This is a genomic window from Candidatus Protochlamydia amoebophila UWE25 (assembly GCF_000011565.2).
Taxonomy (GTDB): domain Bacteria; phylum Chlamydiota; class Chlamydiia; order Chlamydiales; family Parachlamydiaceae; genus Protochlamydia; species Protochlamydia amoebophila.
Genome location: NC_005861.2, coordinates 1,217,351 through 1,241,105, shown reverse-complemented (window position 1 = coordinate 1,241,105; position 23,755 = coordinate 1,217,351). Strand labels below are relative to the sequence as shown.

Sequence of the window (23,755 nt, the reverse complement as noted above, 5' to 3'; positions counted from 1 at the left end):
CTGTAAGATGTATTATAGGATGGAAATTAAGTTTATAAATCAATTTTAGTCACGGCATTTTCCGTCCACATATTTCCTAATCAAATAGACCCTCTAATCGCATCAAAGATCTTATAACCCGTTTGCTTCATGATCTTATCATCTCGCGGACTTAAGGCACTTTCAAATCAAAAGCTGAAGAGTTTATGTTTGAACTATATTGATCCTTATTTGGTTTTTAATTGTTCTTTATTGATAAGAATAAATTCTCTTTAAAATGGCTGCCTATTTTAACTTATTAATATTGCAATAATTTTTATCTATCCATCATATTGTTAAAATATCTATAAATGAAAATTTATTTTACTCATTGGGACGGTCATTTTGAATATTTCTAATTTTGGGTTTAATCCTAGTCAACTTGTCCCTACAACGACTCCATCTTACTCCCCTCTTCAAGAGATTAGTGATCCTCTTGTGGATGAAAATACTCCCTTAGACAATCCTTTGCCTAATCTAGAAGAAACTAGTGCGTCAACGATTCAACCTTCCGCTCTTTCACCTTTATCTGAAGAACTTCAACTAAACTTTCACGAGGGAACTTCTCTGACTATTTCTCACTCTCAGCTAGCTTTGTTAAGGGAAAAATCCCTCTATTTTAAAAATTTGTGGTCGGGGCAATTTCAAGAAACCCTGCAACATCCTCTGGCTTTAACACAAAAAGACTTTACGCTTTTGCTCAATTGCCTGATGGACGTTAACTTTAATGTTCCCTTAGAAGAGATTACTTCTTCCATTCACCTAGCCGATTATTATGAACTGGCAGAAGTGGTGAAAAATTTAGAAGAACAGCTGATTGATGGATACAAATTACAAAGATTTGAACCCTTTAACTCCACTGAAGAAAGTTTAGTCAGATTAAAAGAGATTTTAAGTTTCGCGCGTCGCTGTCAATTAAATAGATTGAAGAACTATTTAGAATTCACTGTTGTGAGCGCCTTATTAAACCAGACCTCTCAGTTAGCCGAGTTTAAAAGAATTATAAATCACTTCTTAAAGAAGATAGAAACACTCAATTTTTCAGACAATGCTTATTTAACAGATGCCCATCTTTTAGCATTAAAAGATTGTGAAAATTTAAAAGTACTTCATTGTAAGAAATGTTGGGGTGTCACTGATGCAGGATTAGCGCATTTGACACCTTTAACAGCTTTGCAACGTCTAGATCTGAGCTATTGCGAGAATCTCACGGATGATGGATTAGCCCATTTGACGCCCTTAACAGCTTTGCAACACCTAGATCTGAGCTATTGTGAGAATCTCACGGATGATGGATTAGCCCATTTAGCACCTTTAAAGGCTTTGCAGCGTCTAGCTCTAACTAACTGTAAAAATCTCACCGATGCAGGATTAACCCATTTGACAACTTTAACGGCTTTGCAGCATCTAGATTTAAGCCAATACTGGAAACTCACCGATGCGGGATTAGCGCATTTGAAACCTTTAACGGCTTTGCAGCATCTAGATCTAAGTCTATGCTATTATCTCACTGACGCTGGAATAGCGCATTTAAAACCCTTAACGGCTTTGCAGCATCTAGATTTAAGTCAATATAGAAATCTCACGGATGCTGGATTAGCCCATTTGACGCCTTTAATGGGTTTGCAGTATCTAAATCTGAGTGCGTGCAAGAATCTCACGGATGCTGGATTAGCCCATTTGGCACCCTTAACCGCTTTGCAACATCTAAATCTAAGTAGTTGCTATAATCTCACCGATGCCGGATTAGTCCATTTGATACCCTTAACGGCTTTGCAGCATCTATATCTAAGCGATTGGGAGAATCTCACGGATACTGGATTAGCTCATTTGGCACCTTTAACAGCTTTGCAGCATCTCAATCTAAGCAACTGTAGGAAACTCACTGATGATGGATTAGCGCATTTAAAATCTTTGGTGACTTTGACGCATTTAGATCTAAGTTGGTGCAAAAATTTCACTGATGAGGGATTAACCCATTTGACACCCTTAACGGGTTTGCAATATCTAGTTCTAAGCCTATGCTATCATCTCACTGACGATGGATTAGCACGTTTTAAAACTTTAGCAGTTTCACACAATTTAAAAATTATTAAATAGAAAAAACTTTCAATAAAAAGAGAAACCAGGCGGCGAAAATAAAAGCGTACTTTGTCCTAAGTAGATAAAAGATAAAATTTCATTAAATTTGATCAATTTCCATTGAGACGCTCTTCTAAGAGAGATATTCGCTGATTTTGGAGGCACTATACCAACAATTTTATGCTTGTAAACGCCAAAAATACTCTTAAATAAGGCGCCATTTTATCAAGAATAAGGAGGAGGACAAAAGAAGAGAGCTTCAAAAAAAGTAGAAAATATCAAAAAAAATAGATAAAAGTGGAGCTAATTCCTACGTTTATAGAATTTTTGCCAGAATTCTATGTTATTTCAATCCCAAAAGAATACGAAACTAAATTCGATTATCTGCTCGCCAATTTTACCAATATGCGTCTTTAAGCCAATTACGATTTTAAAATTTCAAATACACAAAAGATATAGGATTTAAGTTTTTAATGATAAGATAGTTGGTTATTTGGATCTCCAACTAAATGTTTATCTAGCAAACCAGATAAGTTAGCTAGTATTCTTAAACCCTCTCACGAAAAAAATTGATTTTTTAAGAGATAACTTAAATCCTTTTGTTGATTTAGGATTCAAATTCTGAGCTTATCTCATCAATGGCTGTTGTCAGTAGTTACATTATTAAATGCATTAATTTTTTCTAAATTCTCTACAGGGACAAAAGCACCTACAGTTTTTCCATTACGAGTAATCAAAAATCTTTCGCCTTTATATTTTGCTAAGTTAACACATTCTGACAAGTTTTGGCGAAATTCTACGAAGCTCATTACTTTTGCTTTTTCCATATCATTAACCTATATATTTTTTGATTAAATTAATAGATTTATTAGATCGCACGTTTATGACTATAAAATATAGTAAATAATTATATTGATAAATAGGTGGAGTTGCCCCTATAAAACCGGACCGCTAGCCTGCCATTTTTAATTTCCTTAAATACTCTCTTGGAGAGAGCATATTTAAAGCCTTGTGAGGGGCTTTAACGTTATAGTCTTCGATCCAAATAGGCAATTGCTGCAAAACAGCTTCAGCACTTGCCAGATTGCCGAAATAAACATAATCTCTTTTAAAAGTTTTGACAAAAGCTTCTGCCATGCCATTACTTTCTGGACTATAAGGTGGCGTGGTTCTAATGGTTAAACCAAGCATTCTACCAAAATTGACAGTTTCTTTAGCCGTGTAACAGCTGCCATTATCAGAGAGCCATTCAAGAGGTACTCTAGCTTTTGGCTGTTCAAATCTATATTCAATAGTCTCAAGCATCAAATCTCGAATCATCTGCCCATCAATACCTATTGTAGAGGCAATATAACGCATGACTTCTCTGTCACATGTATCCAACGAGAAGGCGACATGAACACGATCACCATTTAAGCATTGAATAGAGAAGCTGTCTGAGCACCATCGTGTATTGCTGTAGAGAGTCTCTACTTTGCCTGTATGTAAGCGTTTAGGACGCCTGTTTGGCCTTTGTAGCAAAAGATGATGCTGCCTCATCAGTCTAAAAACCCGCTTATGATTAATGACTTTAAGTTTTTTCTCTTTGAGAAGGCTATTGACAATCGCATGGACCCTACGATAACCGTAAGTCGGCCTGTTTTTAACCACCTCTTTGATTAAAGCTAAAACCTGTTCATTTTCCGCTTTAGAATAAAAGATTGGCTGATGAGGTAAATGCTTTTTAAGCTGCTCTATAAGATTGGATCTTGATACTTCCATCACCTCTGCTATTTTCCTTAGGCTAAATCGCTTAAGCTTGGCAATGGCTGCCGCGAGATGAGTTTTTTTTCCTGCCCAAGCCTTACAGCCTCTTTTAAAATTTCATTTTCAAGTGTCTTTTTCCCAAGCATCCGCTCTAGTTCTCTTATTCGCTTTTCCATTTCTTTCACTTGGCTTTTGGGAACTAGTTCTTCTCGGCTGCTAATTCCTTGTAGTGCTCCTTGTTCCATTTGCCTTCTCCATGCAAAAAGTTGACTTGGTGTTATATCATATCTTCTTGCTATTTGGGAAACAGATTGACCTTCTTGATATGTTTTTTCAATAATCTGTTTTTTTTCTTCTAAGGACCATCGTCTTCTTCTTTCTACTGATGTAATTAATTTACAATTAGTCATAAATCTAGTCTTACTCCTATATCTTAGAAGCAAGCCAGATGGTCCGGTTTATTTGGGGAGCACTACATTTAGCAATCTCTAGAAAATTATTCTAAGTTCCGATAACGCTTTCTTATCGGTAGTTAGAAAAAATAAAAAAATAGACAATGAAAAAATCAAAGTGTTAGAAAATTGAAGTCGGTAAAGATGGTCAATATGGAAAATCAGTTAACAATACAAAGAATTGAGAATTTTGAAGTCGGCGAATATCTTGATTTGTTCAAAACAGCAAAAGAATAGGCGGCTTTTGCAAGATCGTTTAATACCAACAAATCTTATCGATCTGATTGGAACGATTTTGTTTTTTTGTGCCAGGAAAAAAAATTAAGGCCATTACCAGCTTTACCTCAAACGATTGTCGTCTATTTGATTAGTCGAGCTGATAACGCATAGATCAATCAGAAAGGGAAATTACAAAAACCTCTCAAAATTTCTAGTTTAAGCCGTAGGCTTACCTCGATTAGCCAAGCTCACAAATTAGCTAAACAGTCTTTCGACAAAAATTGCCCCGAAATACAGGAAGTCTGGAAAGGAATAAAAGATAAATTAGAATCTGCTCAAACTCGTAAAGATCCGATTTTACTAAATGATTTACGCAAAATAATCGAATCAATCAATAAATGACATTAGTAAAGCAAATTCATTGTCAGGAGGAATACGTGACAAGGCTTTATTGTTACTGGGATTTGTAGGCGCATTTCGAAGATCAGAATTAGTTTCTTTAACGATTGATGACACTAAATTTGTTAGAGAAGGCTTACAAATTACGCTTAGGAAATCGAAAACCGACCAAGAATAGAAGGAGAGAATCATTGCTATTCCTTATGGATCAAACATTCTCACTTGCCCTGTCAGAGCCTTAAAAGATTGGCTTGATTGTTCTAAAATTAACGAAGGACCATCATTTCGACCGATCAATCGGCATGGTCAAATCATGGATAAAGCCCTAACTTCCAAATCCGTCGCATTGATTATTAAGCGGAACAAACATTTAGAAAATCAGAAACATTCATTCTCAGGGCATAGCTTACGGGCTGGATTTGCTACAACTGCTGCCATCTTTGGTGTTCCTGAGCATCTGATCATGAAGCAAACAGGCCATAAAAGCTCTGATACCATTAGAAGGTATATTCGATTGGGAAACATGTGGACGGAAAATGCCGCCACTAAAATTGGTTTATAAGCTTAATTTCCATCCTATAATACATCTTATAGCGGATATCTCTATTAAATAAGCGTCTCAATGGAAATTGATCAACTTTAATGAAATTTTATTCTTGATTCTCTTAAAACAAAGAACCTTTTTATTATTAGATAGAGTGAATTTGCTACAGTTTTAAAGCGTGCTAATCCTGCATCAGTAAGATTCTCACACCCTAACAGCTCTAGATGCTGCAAACCCGTTAAGGATGTTAAATGGGCTAATCCAGCATCCGTGAGATCATCACAATGGCTTAGATTTAGATGCTGCAAAGCCGTTAAGGGTGTCAAATGCACTAATCCTGCATCAGTAAGATTCTCACACCCTAACAGCTCTAGATGCCGCAAAGCCATTAAGGGCATCAAATGGATTAATCCATCATCAGTGAGATTCTTATAATCGCTTAGATTGAGATGCTGCAAACCCGTTAAGAGTTTCAAATGCACTAATCCGGCATCGGTGAGATTCCTACAGTTGCTTAGATTTAAACACTGCAAAGCCGTTAAGGGTTTCAAATGCGCCAAACCATCGTCAGTGAGTTTCGAACAGTAGCTTAAATCTAGATGCTGCAAACCCGTTAAGGGTGTCAAATGGGCTAATCCGGCATCGGTGAGATTATTGCAATTGCTCAGATTTAGATGCTGCAAACCCGTTAAGAGTTTCAAATGCACTAATCCGGCATCGGTGAGTTCATCACAATAGCTTAGATTTAAATGCTGCAAACCTGTTAAGAATTTCAAATGCACTAATCCGGCATCGGTGAGATTATTGCAATTGCTCAGATTTAGATGCTGCAAACCCGTTAAGAGTTTCAAATGCACTAATCCGGCATCGGTGAGTTCATCACAATAGCTTAGATTTAAATGCTGCAAACCTGTTAAGAGTTTCAAATGCACTAATCCGGCATCGGTGAGATTTATACATTCGTATAGATTTAGATGCTGTAAACCCGTTAAGGGGGACAAATGGGATAATCCTGCACCGGTGTGCCAGCAATTGCTCAGATTTAGACGCTGCAAAGCCGTTAAGGGTCTTAAATGCACCAAACCATCGTCAGTGAGTTTCTCACAGTAGCGCAAATCTAGACGCTGCAAAGCCGTTAAGGGTCTTAAATGCGCCAAACCATCGTCAGTGAGATCCTCGCAGAAGCTCAAATCTAGACGCTGCAAAGCCGTTAAGGGTTTCAAATGAGCTAATCCTGCATCGGTGAGTTGATTGTACCTGCCTAAATTTAGTTTTTGTAAAGCGGTTAAGGGTGCCAAATGAACTAATCCTGCATCGGTGAGATTATAGCTCGCACTCAGATTTAGATACTGCAAAGCCGTTAAGGGTGTTAAATGCGCTAACCCATCGTCAGTGAGAGCCCGGCACTTCTCTAAATGAAGCACTTTTAAGTTTTTACAATTTTTTAATATTAGAAGATGCGCATCAGTTAAATAACGATTGTTTGAAAAATTGAGTCCCTCTATCTTCTTTGAAAAGTGATTTATAATTCTTTCAAACTCCGCCAATTGAGAGGTCTGGTTTAATAAGGCGCTCACAACGGTGAATTCTAAATAATTCTTCAATCTATTTAATTGATAGCGATGAGCAAAATTTAAAAGTTCTTTTAATCCGACTAAACTCTCTTCAGTGGAGTTAAAGGGTTCGAATCTCTGGGACCTATATCCACTTATTAGCTGTGCTTCTAAATGTTTTATCACTTCTGTTAGTTCATAATAATCGGCTAGGTGAATGGTAGAAGTAATTTCTTCTAAGGGAACTTTAAAGTTAGCATCCATGACACAATTAAGCAGATGCGTAAATTCCTTTTGTGTCAAAGCGAGAGGATGTTGCAGGGTTTCTTGAAATTGCCCCGACCACAGATTGTTAAAGTAGCGTGATTTTTCCCTTAACAAAGCTAGCTGAGAGTAAGAAATAGTCAGAGAAGTTCCCTCTTGAAAGCTTAGTTGGACTTCTTCAGATGAAGGTGAAAGAGCGGAAGGTTGAATCGTTGACGCACTAGTTTCTTCTAGATTAGGCAAAGGATTGTCTAAGGGAGTATTTTCATTCTCAAGTTGATCGTTAATGTCTTGAAGAGGATAGTAAGATGGATTCGTTGTATTGACAAGATAACTAGAATTAAACCCTGTATTAGAAATGTTCAAAATGACCGTCCCAATGAGTAAAATAAATTTTCATTTATAGATATTTTAACAATATGATGGATAGATAAAAATTATTGCAATATTAATAAGTTAAAATAGGCAGTCACATTTTAAAAGAAAGGTTCATTTTATCAATGAAGAGCGATTAAAAAATAAGTAAGAATCAATTGAGCTTAAATATAAAATTTTTAGTTTTTAATCTGAAAATGCCTTAAGTCACGAAATTATAGGAACATGAAACAAACGGCTTATAAGTACTCTAATGTGATTACCCTGAATTTTGGATTTTCAGGCGGCCACTAAGAATAGGTGATGCTGTTCTGATAGAGTATAGATAACCTTTTAGGTTAGCGAGAGAGTGTTCAAAAACCTAAAAATGCTATTTTAAGAAAGAAGCTTTGACAAAAGCTAAATAAAAATGAAAATCTTTTGGATTGATGGTAAGGCTACAGACAGGTGATGGAAAAATTTCTCCGGCGATCCATGAAATCTCTCTGGAATTTGTCAAACGCACAAATAAAAGCTTTAAAATATAGCCCAGACGCTTAAGTAGTTGAGCGGACATTTGCTTGACTTGGGAAATAGTGAATATTTACTTTTTTGCTTCTCCTTAGTAATATGAAGGGAACATACAAGAGATAAAATATGAAATCCAAAACGCAACCTACCGAAAAAGAGACATCACCTAAAGAAAAAAGCCAGTTTAAAGAAAAATGTATGATTTCAGCTCAGGTTTGTCCTGGTGTTTACGCCAAGTCTTATGCCTTAAGATTTAAAAGCGGAGATCTTCGTTTAAATAATTTAAGCAACAAATTATTAAAATTATCATAGTATAATTGGTACATTAAGACGCACAATCGGGCAATTATTGGGTAAGCGTACAAAAAAAGCCTGATTGCGAGACAAAAATTGAATATCGGTCTTTGTAATCAATTTCACATAAAAGAATTGATGTTGTTTATGATCGAGTCATTTCTCAAGAATATGCAGTGAAAATCCATATTCAAAAATAAAAGATGCGCGAACAAAATTTTTTGTGATTTTTTGTCTAACACAAAAAGATTTTTGGTGACCTTTTCAATTCGTTTATATTTACCTATACCGTAATAAAAAAAGATTCCGTTATAACACTTGTATATACTTTAAATTTATAATATAGTAATATTGATTTATACGAGAGGTGTATTATGCAAGTTAAACATTTAGTTCAACATGGAAATAGTAAAGCCATTGTCATTGACAAATCAATTTTACAAGCTGCAGGGCTTGACGAAAATTGTTTGTTTCAAATAGTTGTAGATTCAAATACAGGTGTTACTATTCAATCGGTAAAACCAGTAAACAGCAAATTTGAAGAAGCTAAGAAATATGTTTTTAATGAATATGCTGAACTTTTCAAGAGATTGTCTGATCGATGATTTTTTTATCTGTTGAAGAGGTGATTTTGATTCATGATCATCTCGTTTCTGCATACGGAGGTCTACATGGTATTAGAGATATGGGACTTCTTGTATCTGCTATAGAAATGCCAAAGACTACAATGTTTGGTGAGTATCTACATGAATCAATATTTGACAAATCTTCTGCATATCTTTTTCACATTGTTTGTAATCATGCTTTCTTAGATGGGAATAAGAGAACAGGTGCTGCTGCGACTTTAATTTTTTTGAGCCAAAATGATTGTAAAATGAAATACGACATGCGTGAATTCGAGGAAATGGTTTGTAGAGTAGCTCAAGGATTATTTTCGAAAGAAGAAATTAGTAATTTCTTAAAACATCAAGACAAATAACTAGAAAGTTGATTGATCTCACTGAAGACTTTTCATTGGTTTTCAATTGCAATTTGTGATTAGTCGGCTTAAGATGAGTGTTGAGCATAAGCATATTAAAATACTGTTTAATTGGACATATTCCTTTGCAAACATTATGTTCAAGAGGTATATGAAAGGAAAATATAGAGGATAAATATGAAATCCAAAACGCACCTACCGAAAAAGAGCCATCACCTAAAGAAAAAATCCAATCTAAAGATGAAACCATAATTTTAGCTCAAGTTTGTCCAGGTGATTACGCCAAATTGTATGCTTTAAAATATCAAATTGGCGATCCTCGTTTATTTTTAAAAAGGAATATAATCTAGGCAACAAAATTTGAATGATCAGCATATAATTGATACGTTAAGACGCACAATCAGGCAATTATCTGGTAAGCGTACAAAAGCCTGATTGCGAGACAAAAATTGAATATCGGTCTTTGTAATCAATTGTTGATACCGCGTTTGTTGATTTAAACTCACCCCATCTCGAATGTCATTGGCTCCATAAGGCAGCCCTTTTTGATACTCTCTAATTTCTGGCTCCCCAAACATGTCGGCAAGGCGGCCAGCATGGAGGGGTTTTTGCTCAGCAAAGACAATTTTGGTGCACAATTGCCAATCAACGTTTGGCGGCCCATAAAATGCCTCTAATTAGACAAGGTTCTGTAATGCTTTGAAAAAGTCTGTTCATTTGCGGCGCGGTACAACCATTTTATTTAAAGAAGCATAAATTGCACATTCCATAGTTTATCAAGTACGCTAAGCATAAGAATCTAACAGTGAAAATATAAGCTAAAATTGTTTTGACTATTGCATCTTACTAACCATAAAAAATATTATAGTCGAGTGTTAACCATTAAGATGTTTGTTACTACTTTGTGCTCCTATCAAAGAGGCTAAAAATTGAGGGCCTCTATCCATAATTTCAAGTAGCCGAAGAGCCGCATGATTTGGTCTGCGAGAGCCTTGTTCCCATGCTTGAATTGTATTTAAACTAATATTAAGATAGGCAGCCAATAAGCTTTGAGAACAATTAAGTTTATTTCTCAGTTGTTTTATATCTTTTGCTTGATACTCTTTTGGCTGCTGTGGAATTTCTCCAGTATCGATCCTAACTTTTTTGACTCTAACATTTTTAAAACTCCCTTTTTCATAGGAAATAGCCTCTTCTAATCCTTCTTTAAGAAGGTCAAACATTTTACCCATGATTTACTTCCTCTTTTAATTGTTTCACCAAATGAACAATCAGTTTTTTTTCTTCAGCTGATAAATCTTCTTTCACATTTTTAGGATATAAGACAATGAGATAGAGCTTGCTCTTTTCTGGAATATCTAAATAGCCAACCCTAAAGCCCCCTCTTTTTCCTTTATTCATACTTTTTAATCGAGTTTTCCTTAGGCCCGACAAACCAGGGATAACATCACCTTCTTGAGGATTTTTAATTAGTTTCCAATTGTTACAATTTTTCGGATATAATTGAAATAATCCGTATTTTTGTATCAGAGGAAAAAACCATCCTATTAATTTTTTTTATGCTGTTTTTTGAGAAATTGTATTTCTTTATTTATAATGTCATATCTTTGAAAAAATCCGCGGCGGAGATTATTCTGCGTTTCTTTTAAATCATGCATTTCTTTCCAAAACAAAATATTTTCTTCTACAGGAGTACCTACATCCCAAAGACTTAATCGTCTTTCTGTGCCAATGAACTGTGTACAGGACAATTTTTTTAACATACCTTACAACCTATTTAGAATAAAATTTTTCTTTCGAAGAAGTCTTATATAATGTAAAAATTCATTCATATATAATTCTAAACACAATAAACATTTTCTTGTTCCCTCAAAGCTTGTCCTGAATATGCTTTTTCTTTTTCTCCCGTGAGAAGCTTGGTTTGTTTTTGATTGTATGATTTCATTTGTTTTTATCGTCCACACTACTGCTAGTGTTAGCACGAGCATCCATGCATCGATCTTTTTCAAATCGGTCATATGAGTATCTTCAAAGCAAAAACATTTTGTTTTTAGATATCCAAAAAGAGTTTCAATTGCCCATCTCTTCTTGTACATTTTTAATGCTTTATAGGGACAAACATTTGTTAACACGATTAAAAGCTCTCCTTTATAATTTCTCGAAGCAGCTATTTGAACGCTTACTCCCAATAATGTATGGTGGCTTTAAAGACTTTCTTTTTTCCACACTTAATTTCCTTACATATATCTCTCAAGCCCACTGTGTAGTTTCCTTTTGTGTGTAACACTTGAGTGTCTTCTTTAACTCGAATATAGCTCGGGATTTTTGAATTAATTAAAAATTCAAACCATTCGGATCCTATAAATTCCCTATCTGCTGTAAATGAATTAATATTAATTTTATCCATCACTCTTTTAAGTACTGATAGACGATCGAGGGTTTTGGAATTACCTGCTCTTCCTAAGGAAATCCAAGCTAGAGGAATGCTAATCCCTTTAAAATTAACTCCTAAGGTCAAAATATTGATGTGTTTTTTTGCCGAATTTCCAATCTGTCCTATCTAATGCCAAGTCATTTTTCTTATTTTTAAGATCTAAAATGATAATCACTAAATCTGTTATGACCTCTTGATAATCATTCAAAGAAGTTAGCCAGTTGAAAAATCTTTGTATTCGTTTGAAATTAGAATCAATTTTTGCCTTACTATATAAAACTGTTGCTAGCTCTGACAGGTTCACTGTCTTCACTATGAACAATCCCAATAATAAATTCGTCAATACAGTTAATCTTGACTTGTTCCAATTAAAATATTGACCTAAAAAATGTTATGCAGCTCGCATATGTGTTTCATAGTGCCTCCAGAGTGGTTTCTAAAGTATTATGTCACATATCGCGAATTTTTTTACATTTTCAAAAAAATTGTCCTGTACAGAGGGTTTGATAATGAAATTAATAAAATCTAGCAGCCATGGCATCCTTATAACAAAAATTCTACAAATTCCACTAAGAGACACCCTTTCCAAAAGAAATGTTCTGACAAGTTCCTTTGTTTATTCGTTAATAATTTTAGCTTCATTGTTTTCGCTCCACTTGTTTGTCACACTTTAAATAGCGAAAATTTTGCTTTTCCTGTCTTGTATAACCATTCTTCTTTACCAAATTTGATCCGCAGTTTGTAGATTTCATTGCTCTTCTCTGCTTGAATTAGAACAATTAATCTATCCAATTAGATCAGTTTATTGGAATAGCCTTACCTATTTAGCACTACCAAAAAATGCTATTTAACAAGCAACCTTAATAAGAAGATCAACTGATAATAGTTATGCTTTTTACCCTTTTCATGATAAAATCCCTCATTTCTCAATAAAATAATAAACGTGTAAACTGATCAGAATTTATGATTGCATTAATCGAATTAACAATGCGTTTTGGCGCTAAAATTCTTTTTAAACAAGTGAATCTTCAATTTAATCCAGGAAATCGATACGGATTGATTGGGGCTAATGGGTGTGGAAAATCTACTCTAATCAAAATTTTGACGGGGGAGGTTTGTGCTGATGCAGGTCACGTGGCCATCCCTCAACAGCTTACTCTTGGTTCTTTAAAACAAGATCATTATGTGTATGAAAATGAACGGGTAATGGATGTTGTGTTAAGAGGAAAACAGTTATTATGGCGCAGCTTAGAAGAAAAAAAACGCATTTTACAGCGAGAACCATTTACAGACGATGATTGCCAAGCCCTTTCTCGTTTAGAAAAAATAATTGAGGATCAAGATGGATACACTGCTGAAGGAGAGGCGGCAAAATTACTAGAGGGATTGGGAATTCGAGAAGGGTCTCATCAAAAGCCCTTACATTTTTTATCGGGGGGCTATAAGCTCCGGGTTCTTCTCGCTCAGCTATTTTTTGGTAAACATGCCATTTTAGTGTTAGATGAACCGACTAACCACTTAGATCTATATTCCATTAAATGGCTAGAAGGTTATTTACGCAATTTTCCTGGTACATTAATTGTGACATCTCATGATCGAGATTTTCTTAATAATATTTGTACGCATATTGCAGATGTCGATTATGGGACGATCAAAATTTATAAAGGAGATTATGAAACTTTTGCTAAACAGAAAAAGCAAGATCTTGAGCAAAAAGAAGCAATGCTCACTAAGCATGATAAGCGTCGAGAAGATCTACAAGGGTTTATTGATCGCTTTGGAGCTAAAGCGACAAAGGCTCGACAAGCGCAATCCAAAGCTCGTTTGGTTGAAAAAATAGAAGATGAAATGGATAGTTTAAATCTTCTTCCGACTTCTCGACTTTATCCAAATTTGAATTTTGTACCCGAAAGAGCTTCTGGTGTTACTGTTCTTAAAGCTAAAAATCTCTATAAAACTTATGGATCCAAAAAAGTTTTGGAGAATGTTTCATTTGAAATAGAACGAGGAGATCGTTTGGCGATTATTGGTCCCAATGGAATTGGGAAATCGACTTTACTGGAAATATTGACAGATCATGCCCAACCCGACCAAGGAGAATTTGATTGGGGATTTGCGACTCAAATTGCTTATTTTCCTCAAGACCATGCAAGAGAAGTGCAAGGTGACTTGAACTTACTTGATTGGCTGAGTCAATTTGATCGGACCAAAACTCAAGAGCAGGTCAGAGACCTTTTAGGTCTCGTTAAATTCTCAGGGGATACAGTTAAGCAGCCTATTCATACATTAAGTGGAGGCGAAACAGCCCGTTTAATTCTTGCTAAAATGATGCTGTTAAAACCTAATGTTTTGATTTTTGATGAGCCGACAAATCACTTGGATTTAGAAGCTATTGATGAATTAACGAAAGCTTTGCAAAATTATTCAGGAACTCTTTTGCTTGTTAGCCATAACCGTTATTTTGTTTCACATATTGCTAATCGCATTTTGGAAATTAACTATCAAAAAATAGAAGATTTTAAAGGAAGCTATCCTGAATACGTAAAAAAACAAGAAAAAGATCATTTATCCAAGCCAAAGGCTTTGAGTCAACGTTACGCACATGAAGAAGCAAAAACAAATTCTTTGTCAACTTATCAAGATCAAAAACGTCTAAAAAGTTTGAAAACTCAATTAAAGAAGCGAATATTTTTAGCAGAGGAAGAGTGTCATAAAATTGAAGAAAAGATTAAAGAAATCGAACAAATTATGACTTCTGAAGGATTTTATCAAATATCAACACGAGAAAAACAGCTAGAATATACTCAAGAAAAACAATTACTGGAAAATGCATTAATGACTTCTATGGAAAAATGGGAAACAGCAAGTTTGGAATTGCAACAAAGTGAAGCTGAAGATGAGTGATAAATCTTTGAATATTGTAGTTGTGGGAGGAGGAGCTGCTGGTTTTTTTGGAGCCATTTCTTGCGCCCATCATTTTCCTCAACATCAAGTCATTCTTTTAGAAAAAACGCGTCAACCGCTTGCTAAGGTTCGCATTTCAGGAGGGGGGCGTTGTAATGTGACGCATGCCTGTTTTGATCCTTCTATTTTGATTAAATCTTACCCAAGGGGAAGTCAAGAATTGAGAGGGCCTTTTACTCGTTTTCAACCAAAAGATACGATTGAATGGTTTGAAAATAGAGGAGTGAAACTCAAGGCAGAAGAAGATGGTCGTATGTTTCCGGTAACAGACCAGTCAGAAACAATTATTGCTTGCCTACAGCAAGCTGCTCGAGAAGCTCGTATAGATATTCGGCTTGAAAGAGGTGTCCAAAAAATCATTAAAGAGGAAAAAGGATTTACCCTACATCTTTCTAATGAAGAAATTTTAATTTGTGATAAATTGTTAATGGCAACTGGAAGCGCTCCGAAACTTTATCCCTTACTGGAAGAATTAGGACATACCATTATCCCTCTCGTTCCCTCCCTTTTTACCTTTAATGTACCTGATTCTCCCTTGTTAGATTTAGCCGGCGTTTCATTACCTGTTGCGCAAGTTCGCCTTGTCGATGAAGGAATCATGCAGCAAGGTCCACTTTTACTCACACATTGGGGCTTTAGCGGGCCAGCTGTTCTTAAGCTCTCAGCTTGGGCAGCTCGTGAACTTCACACTTTAAATTATAAAACCAAAATGGAAATCAATTGGCTTCCAAATTTATCTGAAGAAGAGATTAGGCTGACTTTTTCAAAAATGAAACGAAGCAACCCTGCTAAGTTAGTAATGTCGGAATCCTTGTTCGAATTACCTAAACAATTGTGGAAGAGGCTTGCTCAATTATCTAGTATTGATACTGATTTAAGATGGGCGATGCTTTCCAATAAACACCTTTCTTCTTTCATAACCTATTTGCGCGCTAGCCCATTTTTAATTCAGGGCAAAACTACTTATAAACAAGAATTTGTCACTTGCGGTGGAGTGGCTTTAAATGAAGTCAATTTTAAAACACTCGAAAGTCGCCGTTGCCCCCATCTTTTCTTTGCTGGAGAAATTCTCAACATCGATGGGATCACTGGAGGATTCAATTTCCAAAATGCCTGGACGACCGGATGGATTGCTGGTTGTTCAATGGGAATGCCGACATCCGTCCTCTAGTTTTCTGCTTCTTTTTTAAAAATTTTTTCTTCTTTTTAGCGATTATGAATAAAATTTAAAACCTAAATTATTTACTAAAAATCATAGGCGCAAAAAATTTATGCAATCAACAACAAATTCCCAAAAATACTGTCAAAAATAAACTGCATATTCTTAAATATACTAAATCTATTCAAAATAATTAAATTTTATAATTAACTTTATAGATTTAAATTTCTATTTAAATTTAAAGCTAATTTTATAAATGATGTAAATGTAAAATTAATTAATTCTAAGTAATCCATAATTAATTCATTAAGTCAATCTTTTATTAATTAATTATTTAATTAATAAATTAAGTGATAATATTGTATAATTAATTATATAATTAAATTTATATAATCATTTTAATAATATTATTAGTAAGGAGTAATTATGAATTCTGCTGACTTCTATAATCCTTCTTTAGTCGCCAGCACATCTTCCCCAATTGAAGGAATTCAAAAATCTTCAAAACAAATAAAGAAATCAACTGAAAAAACTATTGAGGAGGCTACCAGTAAATTAATGCCGCAGCCCACAGAAGAGGGAACGAAATTAACGCCTCTTGTAAAGCAATCGACTAAATTTTCTAAAGGAAGATTTTTATGTTCTTATAGTAAAAAACCTGATTTAAGAGCTTCAAGTATAGAAAAAAACACTTTACAAAGTAGAATTCGAATTGAATTAAATAAAAAAATCGAAAAAAAATTTAATAAAAAAACTGTAAAATCCTGGATAAATGCATACCCTCAGAGTACGTCGGAAATGATAGTTAAATTACCCCATGAAGGTTTGAGTGAATCAATTAGCATTCGACATAAGGATATTCTATGCGAGCAAAGTCAAGCATATCAAGAAATAAAAGTACAGCTAGATGAAAAAAAAATGCAATTGAATATTTTGCATCAGCGCTTAAATAATATTAATAAAAAATCTTATAATGATAAGTTAAAAGAATTAGAAGGATTAAAACGACTAAATTTAGATATAGAAGCTATTAATAAATTTTTACCAATATTTGAACAGTTTGCAGAAAGATGCCAAAAAATTGACTTGGAAAAATTAACATCTGAAGAAATCGACTTACTAAAAAAAGAACATGGGGAATTGAAAGAAGCTTATAAGAAATTTGAAAAAATAGTACAAGGTATTATACAAAAAGTAAACAAGTGTTTACCAAAAGGAAACAAATTTCAATTTAAAAATAAACATTTAATAAAAAATATGGGGGCCGTGTTAGACAGCATTGACAATATCCTTTTTGTAAGGGAAGCAAATAAATTAAATGAATTTATAGATAATTTCAAAGAAAGTAAAAAATCAATCGAACAAGATTTATTACCTTATACTCATCAATTGAATCAAGTCAAAAAGGAAGTTGATGAAACTTGTCCTTCCTACATAAAATCGTTTCTGGAAATTAAAAAGGGAAATTCAAAGCAATATAGTGAGTTTATTGACGCGATTCAATTAACTTTCGAACTGCACAATGATCCTGTTGATCCTGTCGTTCATATGGAAGTTTGGCAAACGCTATTGGAGGTTTTTAATTTTATTCAAACGCATGAACTATTTAAATTAACAGGAGAAATCAAAGAGGAGCTATGTAGAAAAAAGGATGAGGAGATTATTACTGATCGAGATTACGGCCCTTTAGATACCTACATTGAGAGTTATTTAAAACCCCTTTTGGCATTGCCAGCAGGATTAACGGCAAAAGTGCCAGCACCCGTATTTGAGGAAAAATTTAAAACTTTACTCGCATTACTTCCCGATTCTAATAATACAATGACCGTTCAACAGGCTAAAACAAAACTTACTTTATTTAATCAAGCCAAAGAAGATTTAGATAACTCTTTTAAAGTTTATCGAAACCTTTTAAATGAAAACATAGCTCAAACTAAAAAAGGACTGAATCAAGAAACAAGAATTAAAAAAGAAATTGATGAATTATCACATCAGCTAAAAGAATTAAAAGAAAAAAAAACTGTTATTTTGGATAACTTTTTTAGCGAAATTATAAAAAATGAAGATGAAAAAATTTCAGACTTATTACAAAAGGGTATTCAGCAAACTCAAGATTTTGTAGATATTTTTTTAGGCCATTATCTTGTTCATTCCCAAGAACGCTTTCCTAAACTTTTAGAAAACCATCGAGACTTTGCTCTTAGAGTCTTTGACATGTTCGAGCTATTAAAAGATCATTTATCTGAGGAGCAATTAGATAAAATCAAATTAGTTTTAAATGAATTTTTAACGCATCATATTACAAATCAAACAAGTGAGATTGAAGAAAGTTTAGAAACATCACTTAATCAGAGTAAAAAAAGTTTGGAAAAGGTTACTAAACCTGCCAAACCTTTATATAGAAAAGTTCAAGCTGCACATGAATCTGGTGATGCCTTTTCAATAGAATGCCAACGCATTAGTAAACAAGTCGAAGTACTTTTACCTTGGTTATTTGGAAAAGGATTTGTTGCTTCACCTCAAGCCGCGCATTTAGTCCCTTTTCCTGGAGTAGTCTCTTGGGATGCTAATTATCTGTCTACATTTTTTAATGACAAGCTTGGACTAGAGTTAAGCCAAGAAAAAACGGATCGATTAGACTTGTTTAATCAAAATGTGGAACCTTTTTTAAGTACCGTCCAAGTAAATGGAAAAATTCCTCAGGAATTGGTCAAAGAAGAACTACAAGCTAGGTTTAAGGTTATTGAAGAGCAATATAAGACCTTTCATTCCATTTTTAATGCTTTGATTTTTTTAAGTCATCTATCTTCTTTAGAAATGTCAGAAACTAGGCATTTACCAGAGTTTTTTAATCAGACAATGGATAAATTTTCGGAAACTGCTATAAATAATGAGAAAGGTGGTGCTAGAGGGTATAAGGTTTTATTAGGAGAGGCTCTCATTGACCTTATTGTTTCCCCAGATGAAACGCTATTCAATTTAAAAACGGGTTTGAGTGATAAACATGTAGAGTATTTACAAGCCACTATTAACACTGTTTCTGATCGACTAGAGCAATTGGCTTTCAAAAAAACGCAAAGTGGAAAATTAGCACCACTAGAGCTTGTAGAGTGCCATGCCCTGCAGAGTATTTATTTAGGAGTGAAAAATTTATGCGATCAAAAAGAATTGCCCACTGATATTCTACAAAATGAAGAACAAATTATTGAAAAAACTAAAGTTATTCTAAGTAATTAGATTCAACAGGCGGGCCTACCCGCCTATTTTAATGTTTGTTTTGCATTCTTTTTTTCACCTCATGAAAAAAAGAATTCTATTTGAATTTTAGATGTAACCAACCTAATAGGTGTAGCAAGTTATACTTGAGAAGCAAAAAATTTATCTATGACGCATTACACAAGTTCCAAAAACTTTGCACGTCAATAATCACTAAACAACTAAATCTATCATCTGTATATTTATTCCTATTTCTTAAATTTTTTATTTTATTATTAAGTGGATAATTTCTGTTTATTTTAATTACCACTAAATATCATATATTTAATTTAAATTAAAATATGTAAATCTTAATAAAAAGTCAATAAATAGACAATACCTATATCCAGAATAAATGTGGTTCTAAACTCTTTGTTCTTTAAACTAAAAAAACAGCATGAATCGACAAAGTTAGCAAATAGAAATCTTTACTCAAACAATTTTTAATGAATGGGTAAAAAAAATATGAAGTTAAATATTTTGTTTATTTTCTTGTAATTAATTTAACAGAAAAATTTGTAAGATATTTTGCTGGATTTAGGTTTGGAGGATTAGTAAAAACTCGATAAACGATGATCCTATCAATAAAAATAAAATCACAAATTTTGCCATCTACGGATTAAGAGCCTTCAATTAATAATGGATAAAAAACTAAATTCAATATTTTATCCTTGGCTGGATTATTAAATAAAACGCAGGAGCTGAGTATCCGTTTTATAATATTTTCTAACCAAGTTTTTCACTTTCATCTCTAAGCTTAACTGCTAATTTTTGTAGGAATTTTTCTATGATGTGTAAAGTTTGTGTTGTCTGTGCCGATTTCTAAATTAACTAAAATGAGAAGAGGCATTATCAATACATTTTCTTACCGAATAAACGAACTTTATAAAAATATTAAATAATATGAAGTGAATTGCTGTTTCAATTACGTTAATTATTTGAAAAATAAAAAATAAAATTAATTATCAAAATCCTTTTCATTTTTCCTATTAGGAAAGAAACTTGCTTACTTATCTGGTATCGAGACTAATTTAAGATAAGCAATGCTTTCCGATAAAAAACCTTCCTTCTTTCATGGGCCTATTTGCGTGCCAGCCCATTTTTAATTCAAGGCAAAACTATTTTTACAAACAAGAATTTGCCGCTTGCCGTGGAGTGACTTTAAATGAAGTCAATTTTAAATCACTCGAAAGTCTCCGTTACCTATCTTTTTTGCTGGAGAAATTTTCAACATTGATGAGATCACTAAATGGTTCAATTTTCAAAATACTTGGGGGAACCAACTGGACGAGTTGTTGGTTGTTCAATAGGAAAGCTTATACCCGTCTAACTTTTTAAGATTAAAATAATTAGCATTGTAAAATTTAATTTAAATATCAGTAAATATTAATAATACTAATGATTATTTAAAATACTCATTATTAATAATTAATATTATTATATTTAATTTAAAGATAATAAATTAGTTAATAATTTATAATTAAAATTAAATTATAATTATTAAGGGAGGTAGTTATGAGTAATCCTTCTGATTTTAATCCGTCTTCTTTGAACAATGGTTCGTCTTCAAGTGAGTATTCAACGTCTCTTATTAACGATCCACTTTCTTCTGATACAACTTCTTCAACAAGAGAAGTTCAAACGAATACAAAAGAAATACAAACTGTTACGGAAGGAATTACCAGTGAGATTTTTAGTGAATTCACTCATTCTAAAGACGAAACACAAAAATCACCATGTCTGACTGAACAAACTGTTAAATCATTTGTAAAAGGGAAATTTTTATGCGCTTATAATAAAAAACCTAATTTAAGAGCTTCTGAATTAGAAATTTCAAGATCATTTCAAGGTGAAATACGGGCCCGATTAAATGATCAAATTCACCAGACATTTTCTAAAAAAATCGTCAAATTATGGATAAAAACATGTCATGAAAACATCTCACAAGCTTCGGTTAAATTAATACGTTTATGCCAAACTGCACCGATAACAATTAATTATAATGACACAATAAAACAACAAATTCAAAGATATCAAGATACACAAAAAGAAATAGAAGAAACTAAAATAGAATTGAATGTTCTAAATAGGAAATTAACTAACATTGATAAAAAAAGTTATAGTGACAATCTAAAAGAATTAGAGGCATTAGAAAAAATACAAAAAAATATAGCAAAAATTAACGACTTTCTCTCAAAGCTTGAACAGCTTGTCGAAAAATATCAGAAATGCAATTTAGAGACATTAGATCCATCAGAATTAAATGCACTAAAAGAAGAATTATCTTATCTTAAGGAATTTCATTTTAGCCAACTAAAGAAAGAAGTAAGCGATACAATAACCGAGATAAATAATTATCATCGATTACAAAACAATAGAAATAAATTTCAATTAACTGATAATCAGTTAAATATAAAAACTAAGCGTGTGTTGGATAACCTTGAAAAAATTTTTTCGGGTGAAACACCAAAAGATGTCGCAAGGCAAATAGAGGAATGCAATCGGTGTATAATAGCTACTAAAAAAGATTTTTCTCCTTATACTGAAAAATTGCAGCAAATTAAGGAAGAAACTACTATAGATTGCCGCCCTACATATGAAAAACTTCTTCAAAAGATTCGGGATGAAAATTCTAATGATCTTTACCCCGAGTTTATTGCTGAAATTAAGAAGGGTCTTAAATCTCTGGATCCAGTAATCCGGAAAGATGCCCAACAAACTTTACTTTCTTCCTTTGATATTTTTGAAAAAGAAACTCTTAAATTAACTCGAAATATTCAAAATGGATTGCCTAAAGATGAAAATGAAATTATTCCCGAAAAAGATTATGATGTCCTTCAGACACATATTAAGTATTTAAAAGAAATTTTGGAATTGACCCAATTAACTTCATCTGACGCAAAATTACCGCAGTTTGAAGGCCATTTTAAAGGCTTATTTGCTTTGATTCCTGATAAAACTATAACAGTAAAAGAAGCTAATGCTAAATTAAATTTATTTAATCAAGCAGATGAAAGCCTTGCACGCTTAGTTGAGCCTTATAAAAGAGTAGTAAAAAAAGCTTATTCGGAAAGTAAACAAGAACTTGAAAAACAAAAACCTATAATACAAGAAAATATTAAAATACTATTACAGCAATTAAAAGAAAAGAAAGCGGATAAAAAACAAATTTTAAATGATTTTATAGAAGAACTCAATAAAATTCAATCTATTAACTTTTCTGATTTAATAATTTCTGATGTCGAACAAATTCAAGATTTTGTAGATATTTTTTTAGGCCATTATCTTGAACATTCAGAAGAACGCTTTCCTAAAGTTTTAGACAGTCATCGAGATTTTGCTCTTAGAGTTTCTAACATGTTCGAAATAGTAAAAGAGAATTTATCTGATCAGCAACTAGAAGAATTACAATCAGTTCTGAAAGATTTTTTATCACAGCATATTACAAACCAAAAAACAATGCTGGAAGAAGGCTCTGTTGAAACACGTACTGACCACAGGGAAAGAGCTTTAGAAAAGACTTCAGAATCTGAAAAACCTTTATATAGAAAAGTTCAGGCTATGCATGAGACTGAAGACGAATTTTCAGTAGAGTGTCAAATGGTTGGTAAAAAAGTTGAATCACTTTTACCATGGCTTTTTGGAAAGGGTTGTTTTGTTTCACCTCAAGCTGCGCATCTAGCTCCATTTCCAGGAATAGTTTCTTGGGATCTTAATTATCTGACTTCTCTTTTTAATCATAAGTTTGGCCTAAAGTTGCCGACCATAGAAAAAAATGATCAAGCTGAGCTATTTAATGAGGACGTTGCGGGCTTTATAAAGACGATCCAAAGCGAAGGAAAAGTTGACAATGGAATACTGGAAAAAGAACTCATTCAAAGATATGCTGATAGTAAAGAAGAGAAACAAGATACTCTTCATTTCATTTTCAATGCACTTGTTTTTTTAAGCCGTATTTCCTCTTTAGAAATGTCAGAAACAAGACATTTGCCAGAGTTTTTTAATCAAGAAATGGATAAAGTTTCGGAAACTTTAATAAAGGGTGGAGAGCAGAAAGACAGAGGATATAAACTTTTATTAGGAGAAGCTTTTATCGATCTTCTCGCTTTTTCAAAAGAAAGCTTATTAGATCCTCAAACAGCTTTAAGCGAGAAACATATAGAATATTTACAAGCCACAGTTAATGCAGTTTCCGAACGTTTAGAGCAATTAGCTAGTAAAAAACAGAAAACTGGAAAATTAACACCCTTAGAATTCGTAGAATGTCATGCTCTACATAGTATCTATTTAGGAGTGAAAAATTTATGCGATCAAAAAAAATTGCCCACTGATATTCTACAAAATGAAGAACAAATTATTGAAAAAACTAAAGTTATTCTAAGTTATTAGATTCAATAGACGGGCTTGCAAGCTTAATTTTAAATTTATTTTATTAGTATTTCTTGGGTAGTGCGCTAAATAGGTAAGATTCTCAATTATCTATGTTAATCACAAATAAAGTATTTTAT

18 protein-coding genes and 2 pseudogenes are annotated in these 23,755 nt (G+C 33.3%); 9 read left to right on the top strand and 11 right to left on the bottom strand.

The window, feature by feature from the left end; all coding sequences use genetic code 11:
* Positions 1–363: 363 nt before the first annotated feature.
* On the top strand, positions 364–2,118 hold the full coding sequence (locus PC_RS09925) for a leucine-rich repeat domain-containing protein (protein ID WP_052278654.1): 1,755 nt from the start codon (positions 364–366) through the stop codon (positions 2,116–2,118).
* A gap of 617 nt (positions 2,119–2,735) precedes the next feature.
* Here PC_RS09925 and PC_RS04950 read toward each other — a convergent pair.
* Both PC_RS04950 and PC_RS11205 read right to left on the bottom strand, forming a co-directional pair.
* The gene (locus PC_RS04950) at positions 2,736–2,927 is read right to left on the bottom strand and encodes a type II toxin-antitoxin system Phd/YefM family antitoxin (RefSeq protein ID WP_044044982.1); all 192 of its coding nucleotides are present in this window, start codon (positions 2,925–2,927) and stop codon (positions 2,736–2,738) included.
* A gap of 124 nt (positions 2,928–3,051) precedes the next feature.
* Positions 3,052–4,256 (bottom strand): IS3-like element ISCpr2 family transposase gene (locus PC_RS11205; protein WP_181679061.1). Its coding sequence is split into 2 segments (ribosomal slippage): positions 3,052–3,932 and positions 3,932–4,256, totalling 1,206 coding nucleotides; the frame shifts between segments, so codons are not numbered across the junction.
* Positions 4,257–5,103: 847 nt separating this feature from the next.
* Between PC_RS11205 and PC_RS11200 the strand changes: the two genes are divergently transcribed.
* Positions 5,104–5,478 (top strand): tyrosine-type recombinase/integrase, encoded by a 375-nt coding sequence (locus PC_RS11200; RefSeq protein ID WP_320412033.1) that lies wholly within the window; start codon positions 5,104–5,106, stop codon positions 5,476–5,478.
* Between the two features lie 77 nt (positions 5,479–5,555).
* Here PC_RS11200 and PC_RS04930 read toward each other — a convergent pair whose 3' ends face one another.
* Both PC_RS04930 and PC_RS04925 read right to left on the bottom strand, forming a co-directional pair.
* Positions 5,556–7,643: a BTB/POZ domain-containing protein gene (locus PC_RS04930; protein WP_011175575.1), complete on the bottom strand. Its 2,088-nt coding sequence runs from the start codon at positions 7,641–7,643 to the stop codon at positions 5,556–5,558.
* A gap of 379 nt (positions 7,644–8,022) precedes the next feature.
* Entirely contained in the window at positions 8,023–8,208 is a 186-nt protein-coding gene (locus tag PC_RS04925) for a hypothetical protein (protein WP_011175574.1), read from the bottom strand.
* A gap of 80 nt (positions 8,209–8,288) precedes the next feature.
* On the opposite strand from PC_RS04925, the gene PC_RS04920 reads away from it, so the two are divergent.
* From PC_RS04920 to PC_RS04910, 3 genes are all read left to right on the top strand, one after another.
* Positions 8,289–8,474, top strand: coding sequence for a hypothetical protein (locus tag PC_RS04920; RefSeq protein ID WP_011175573.1), 186 nt, complete (start codon positions 8,289–8,291; stop codon positions 8,472–8,474).
* 356 nt (positions 8,475–8,830) lie between these two features.
* Positions 8,831–9,061, top strand: coding sequence for an AbrB/MazE/SpoVT family DNA-binding domain-containing protein (locus PC_RS04915; protein WP_011175572.1), 231 nt, complete (start codon positions 8,831–8,833; stop codon positions 9,059–9,061).
* Complete coding sequence (locus tag PC_RS04910; protein ID WP_011175571.1) at positions 9,058–9,435, top strand: type II toxin-antitoxin system death-on-curing family toxin; 378 nt, start codon at positions 9,058–9,060, stop codon at positions 9,433–9,435. Before PC_RS04915 ends, PC_RS04910 begins: the two co-directional genes overlap by 4 nt.
* A 368-nt stretch (positions 9,436–9,803) precedes the next feature.
* Here PC_RS04910 and PC_RS04905 read toward each other — a convergent pair whose 3' ends face one another.
* From PC_RS04905 to PC_RS11190, 7 genes and pseudogenes are all read right to left on the bottom strand, one after another.
* The gene (locus PC_RS04905) at positions 9,804–10,073 is read right to left on the bottom strand and encodes a type IV secretion system DNA-binding domain-containing protein (protein ID WP_011175569.1); all 270 of its coding nucleotides are present in this window, start codon (positions 10,071–10,073) and stop codon (positions 9,804–9,806) included.
* Positions 10,074–10,310: 237 nt separating this feature from the next.
* Entirely contained in the window at positions 10,311–10,667 is a 357-nt protein-coding gene (locus PC_RS04900; protein ID WP_011175568.1) for a helix-turn-helix domain-containing protein, read from the bottom strand.
* On the bottom strand, positions 10,660–10,836 hold the full coding sequence (locus tag PC_RS11195; RefSeq protein WP_181679060.1) for a hypothetical protein: 177 nt from the start codon (positions 10,834–10,836) through the stop codon (positions 10,660–10,662). The genes PC_RS04900 and PC_RS11195 overlap by 8 nt, the downstream gene beginning before the upstream one ends.
* A gap of 146 nt (positions 10,837–10,982) precedes the next feature.
* On the bottom strand, positions 10,983–11,198 hold the full coding sequence (locus tag PC_RS04890; RefSeq protein ID WP_011175566.1) for a hypothetical protein: 216 nt from the start codon (positions 11,196–11,198) through the stop codon (positions 10,983–10,985).
* 210 nt (positions 11,199–11,408) lie between these two features.
* Positions 11,409–11,531, bottom strand: a pseudogene (locus PC_RS11975) (transposase); the annotation flags it as partial.
* 405 nt (positions 11,532–11,936) lie between these two features.
* A complete protein-coding gene (locus PC_RS04875) occupies positions 11,937–12,182 on the bottom strand; it encodes a hypothetical protein (RefSeq protein WP_044044972.1) in 246 nt (81 codons plus the stop codon).
* Between the two features lie 174 nt (positions 12,183–12,356).
* Positions 12,357–12,621, bottom strand: a pseudogene (locus PC_RS11190) (IS1-like element transposase); the annotation flags it as partial.
* A 211-nt stretch (positions 12,622–12,832) separates the two neighbouring features.
* Between PC_RS11190 and PC_RS04870 the strand changes: the two are divergent.
* From PC_RS04870 to PC_RS04855, 4 genes are all read left to right on the top strand, one after another.
* Positions 12,833–14,773 (top strand): ABC-F family ATP-binding cassette domain-containing protein, encoded by a 1,941-nt coding sequence (locus tag PC_RS04870; protein WP_011175561.1) that lies wholly within the window; start codon positions 12,833–12,835, stop codon positions 14,771–14,773.
* Entirely contained in the window at positions 14,766–16,004 is a 1,239-nt protein-coding gene (locus tag PC_RS04865; protein WP_044044970.1) for a BaiN/RdsA family NAD(P)/FAD-dependent oxidoreductase, read from the top strand. Before PC_RS04870 ends, PC_RS04865 begins: the two co-directional genes overlap by 8 nt.
* Before the next feature lie 414 nt (positions 16,005–16,418).
* Positions 16,419–19,229 (top strand): hypothetical protein, encoded by a 2,811-nt coding sequence (locus PC_RS04860; RefSeq protein ID WP_011175559.1) that lies wholly within the window; start codon positions 16,419–16,421, stop codon positions 19,227–19,229.
* A 1,533-nt stretch (positions 19,230–20,762) separates the two neighbouring features.
* Positions 20,763–23,636 (top strand): rhoptry family protein, encoded by a 2,874-nt coding sequence (locus PC_RS04855; RefSeq protein ID WP_011175556.1) that lies wholly within the window; start codon positions 20,763–20,765, stop codon positions 23,634–23,636.
* Positions 23,637–23,755: the final 119 nt, after the last annotated feature.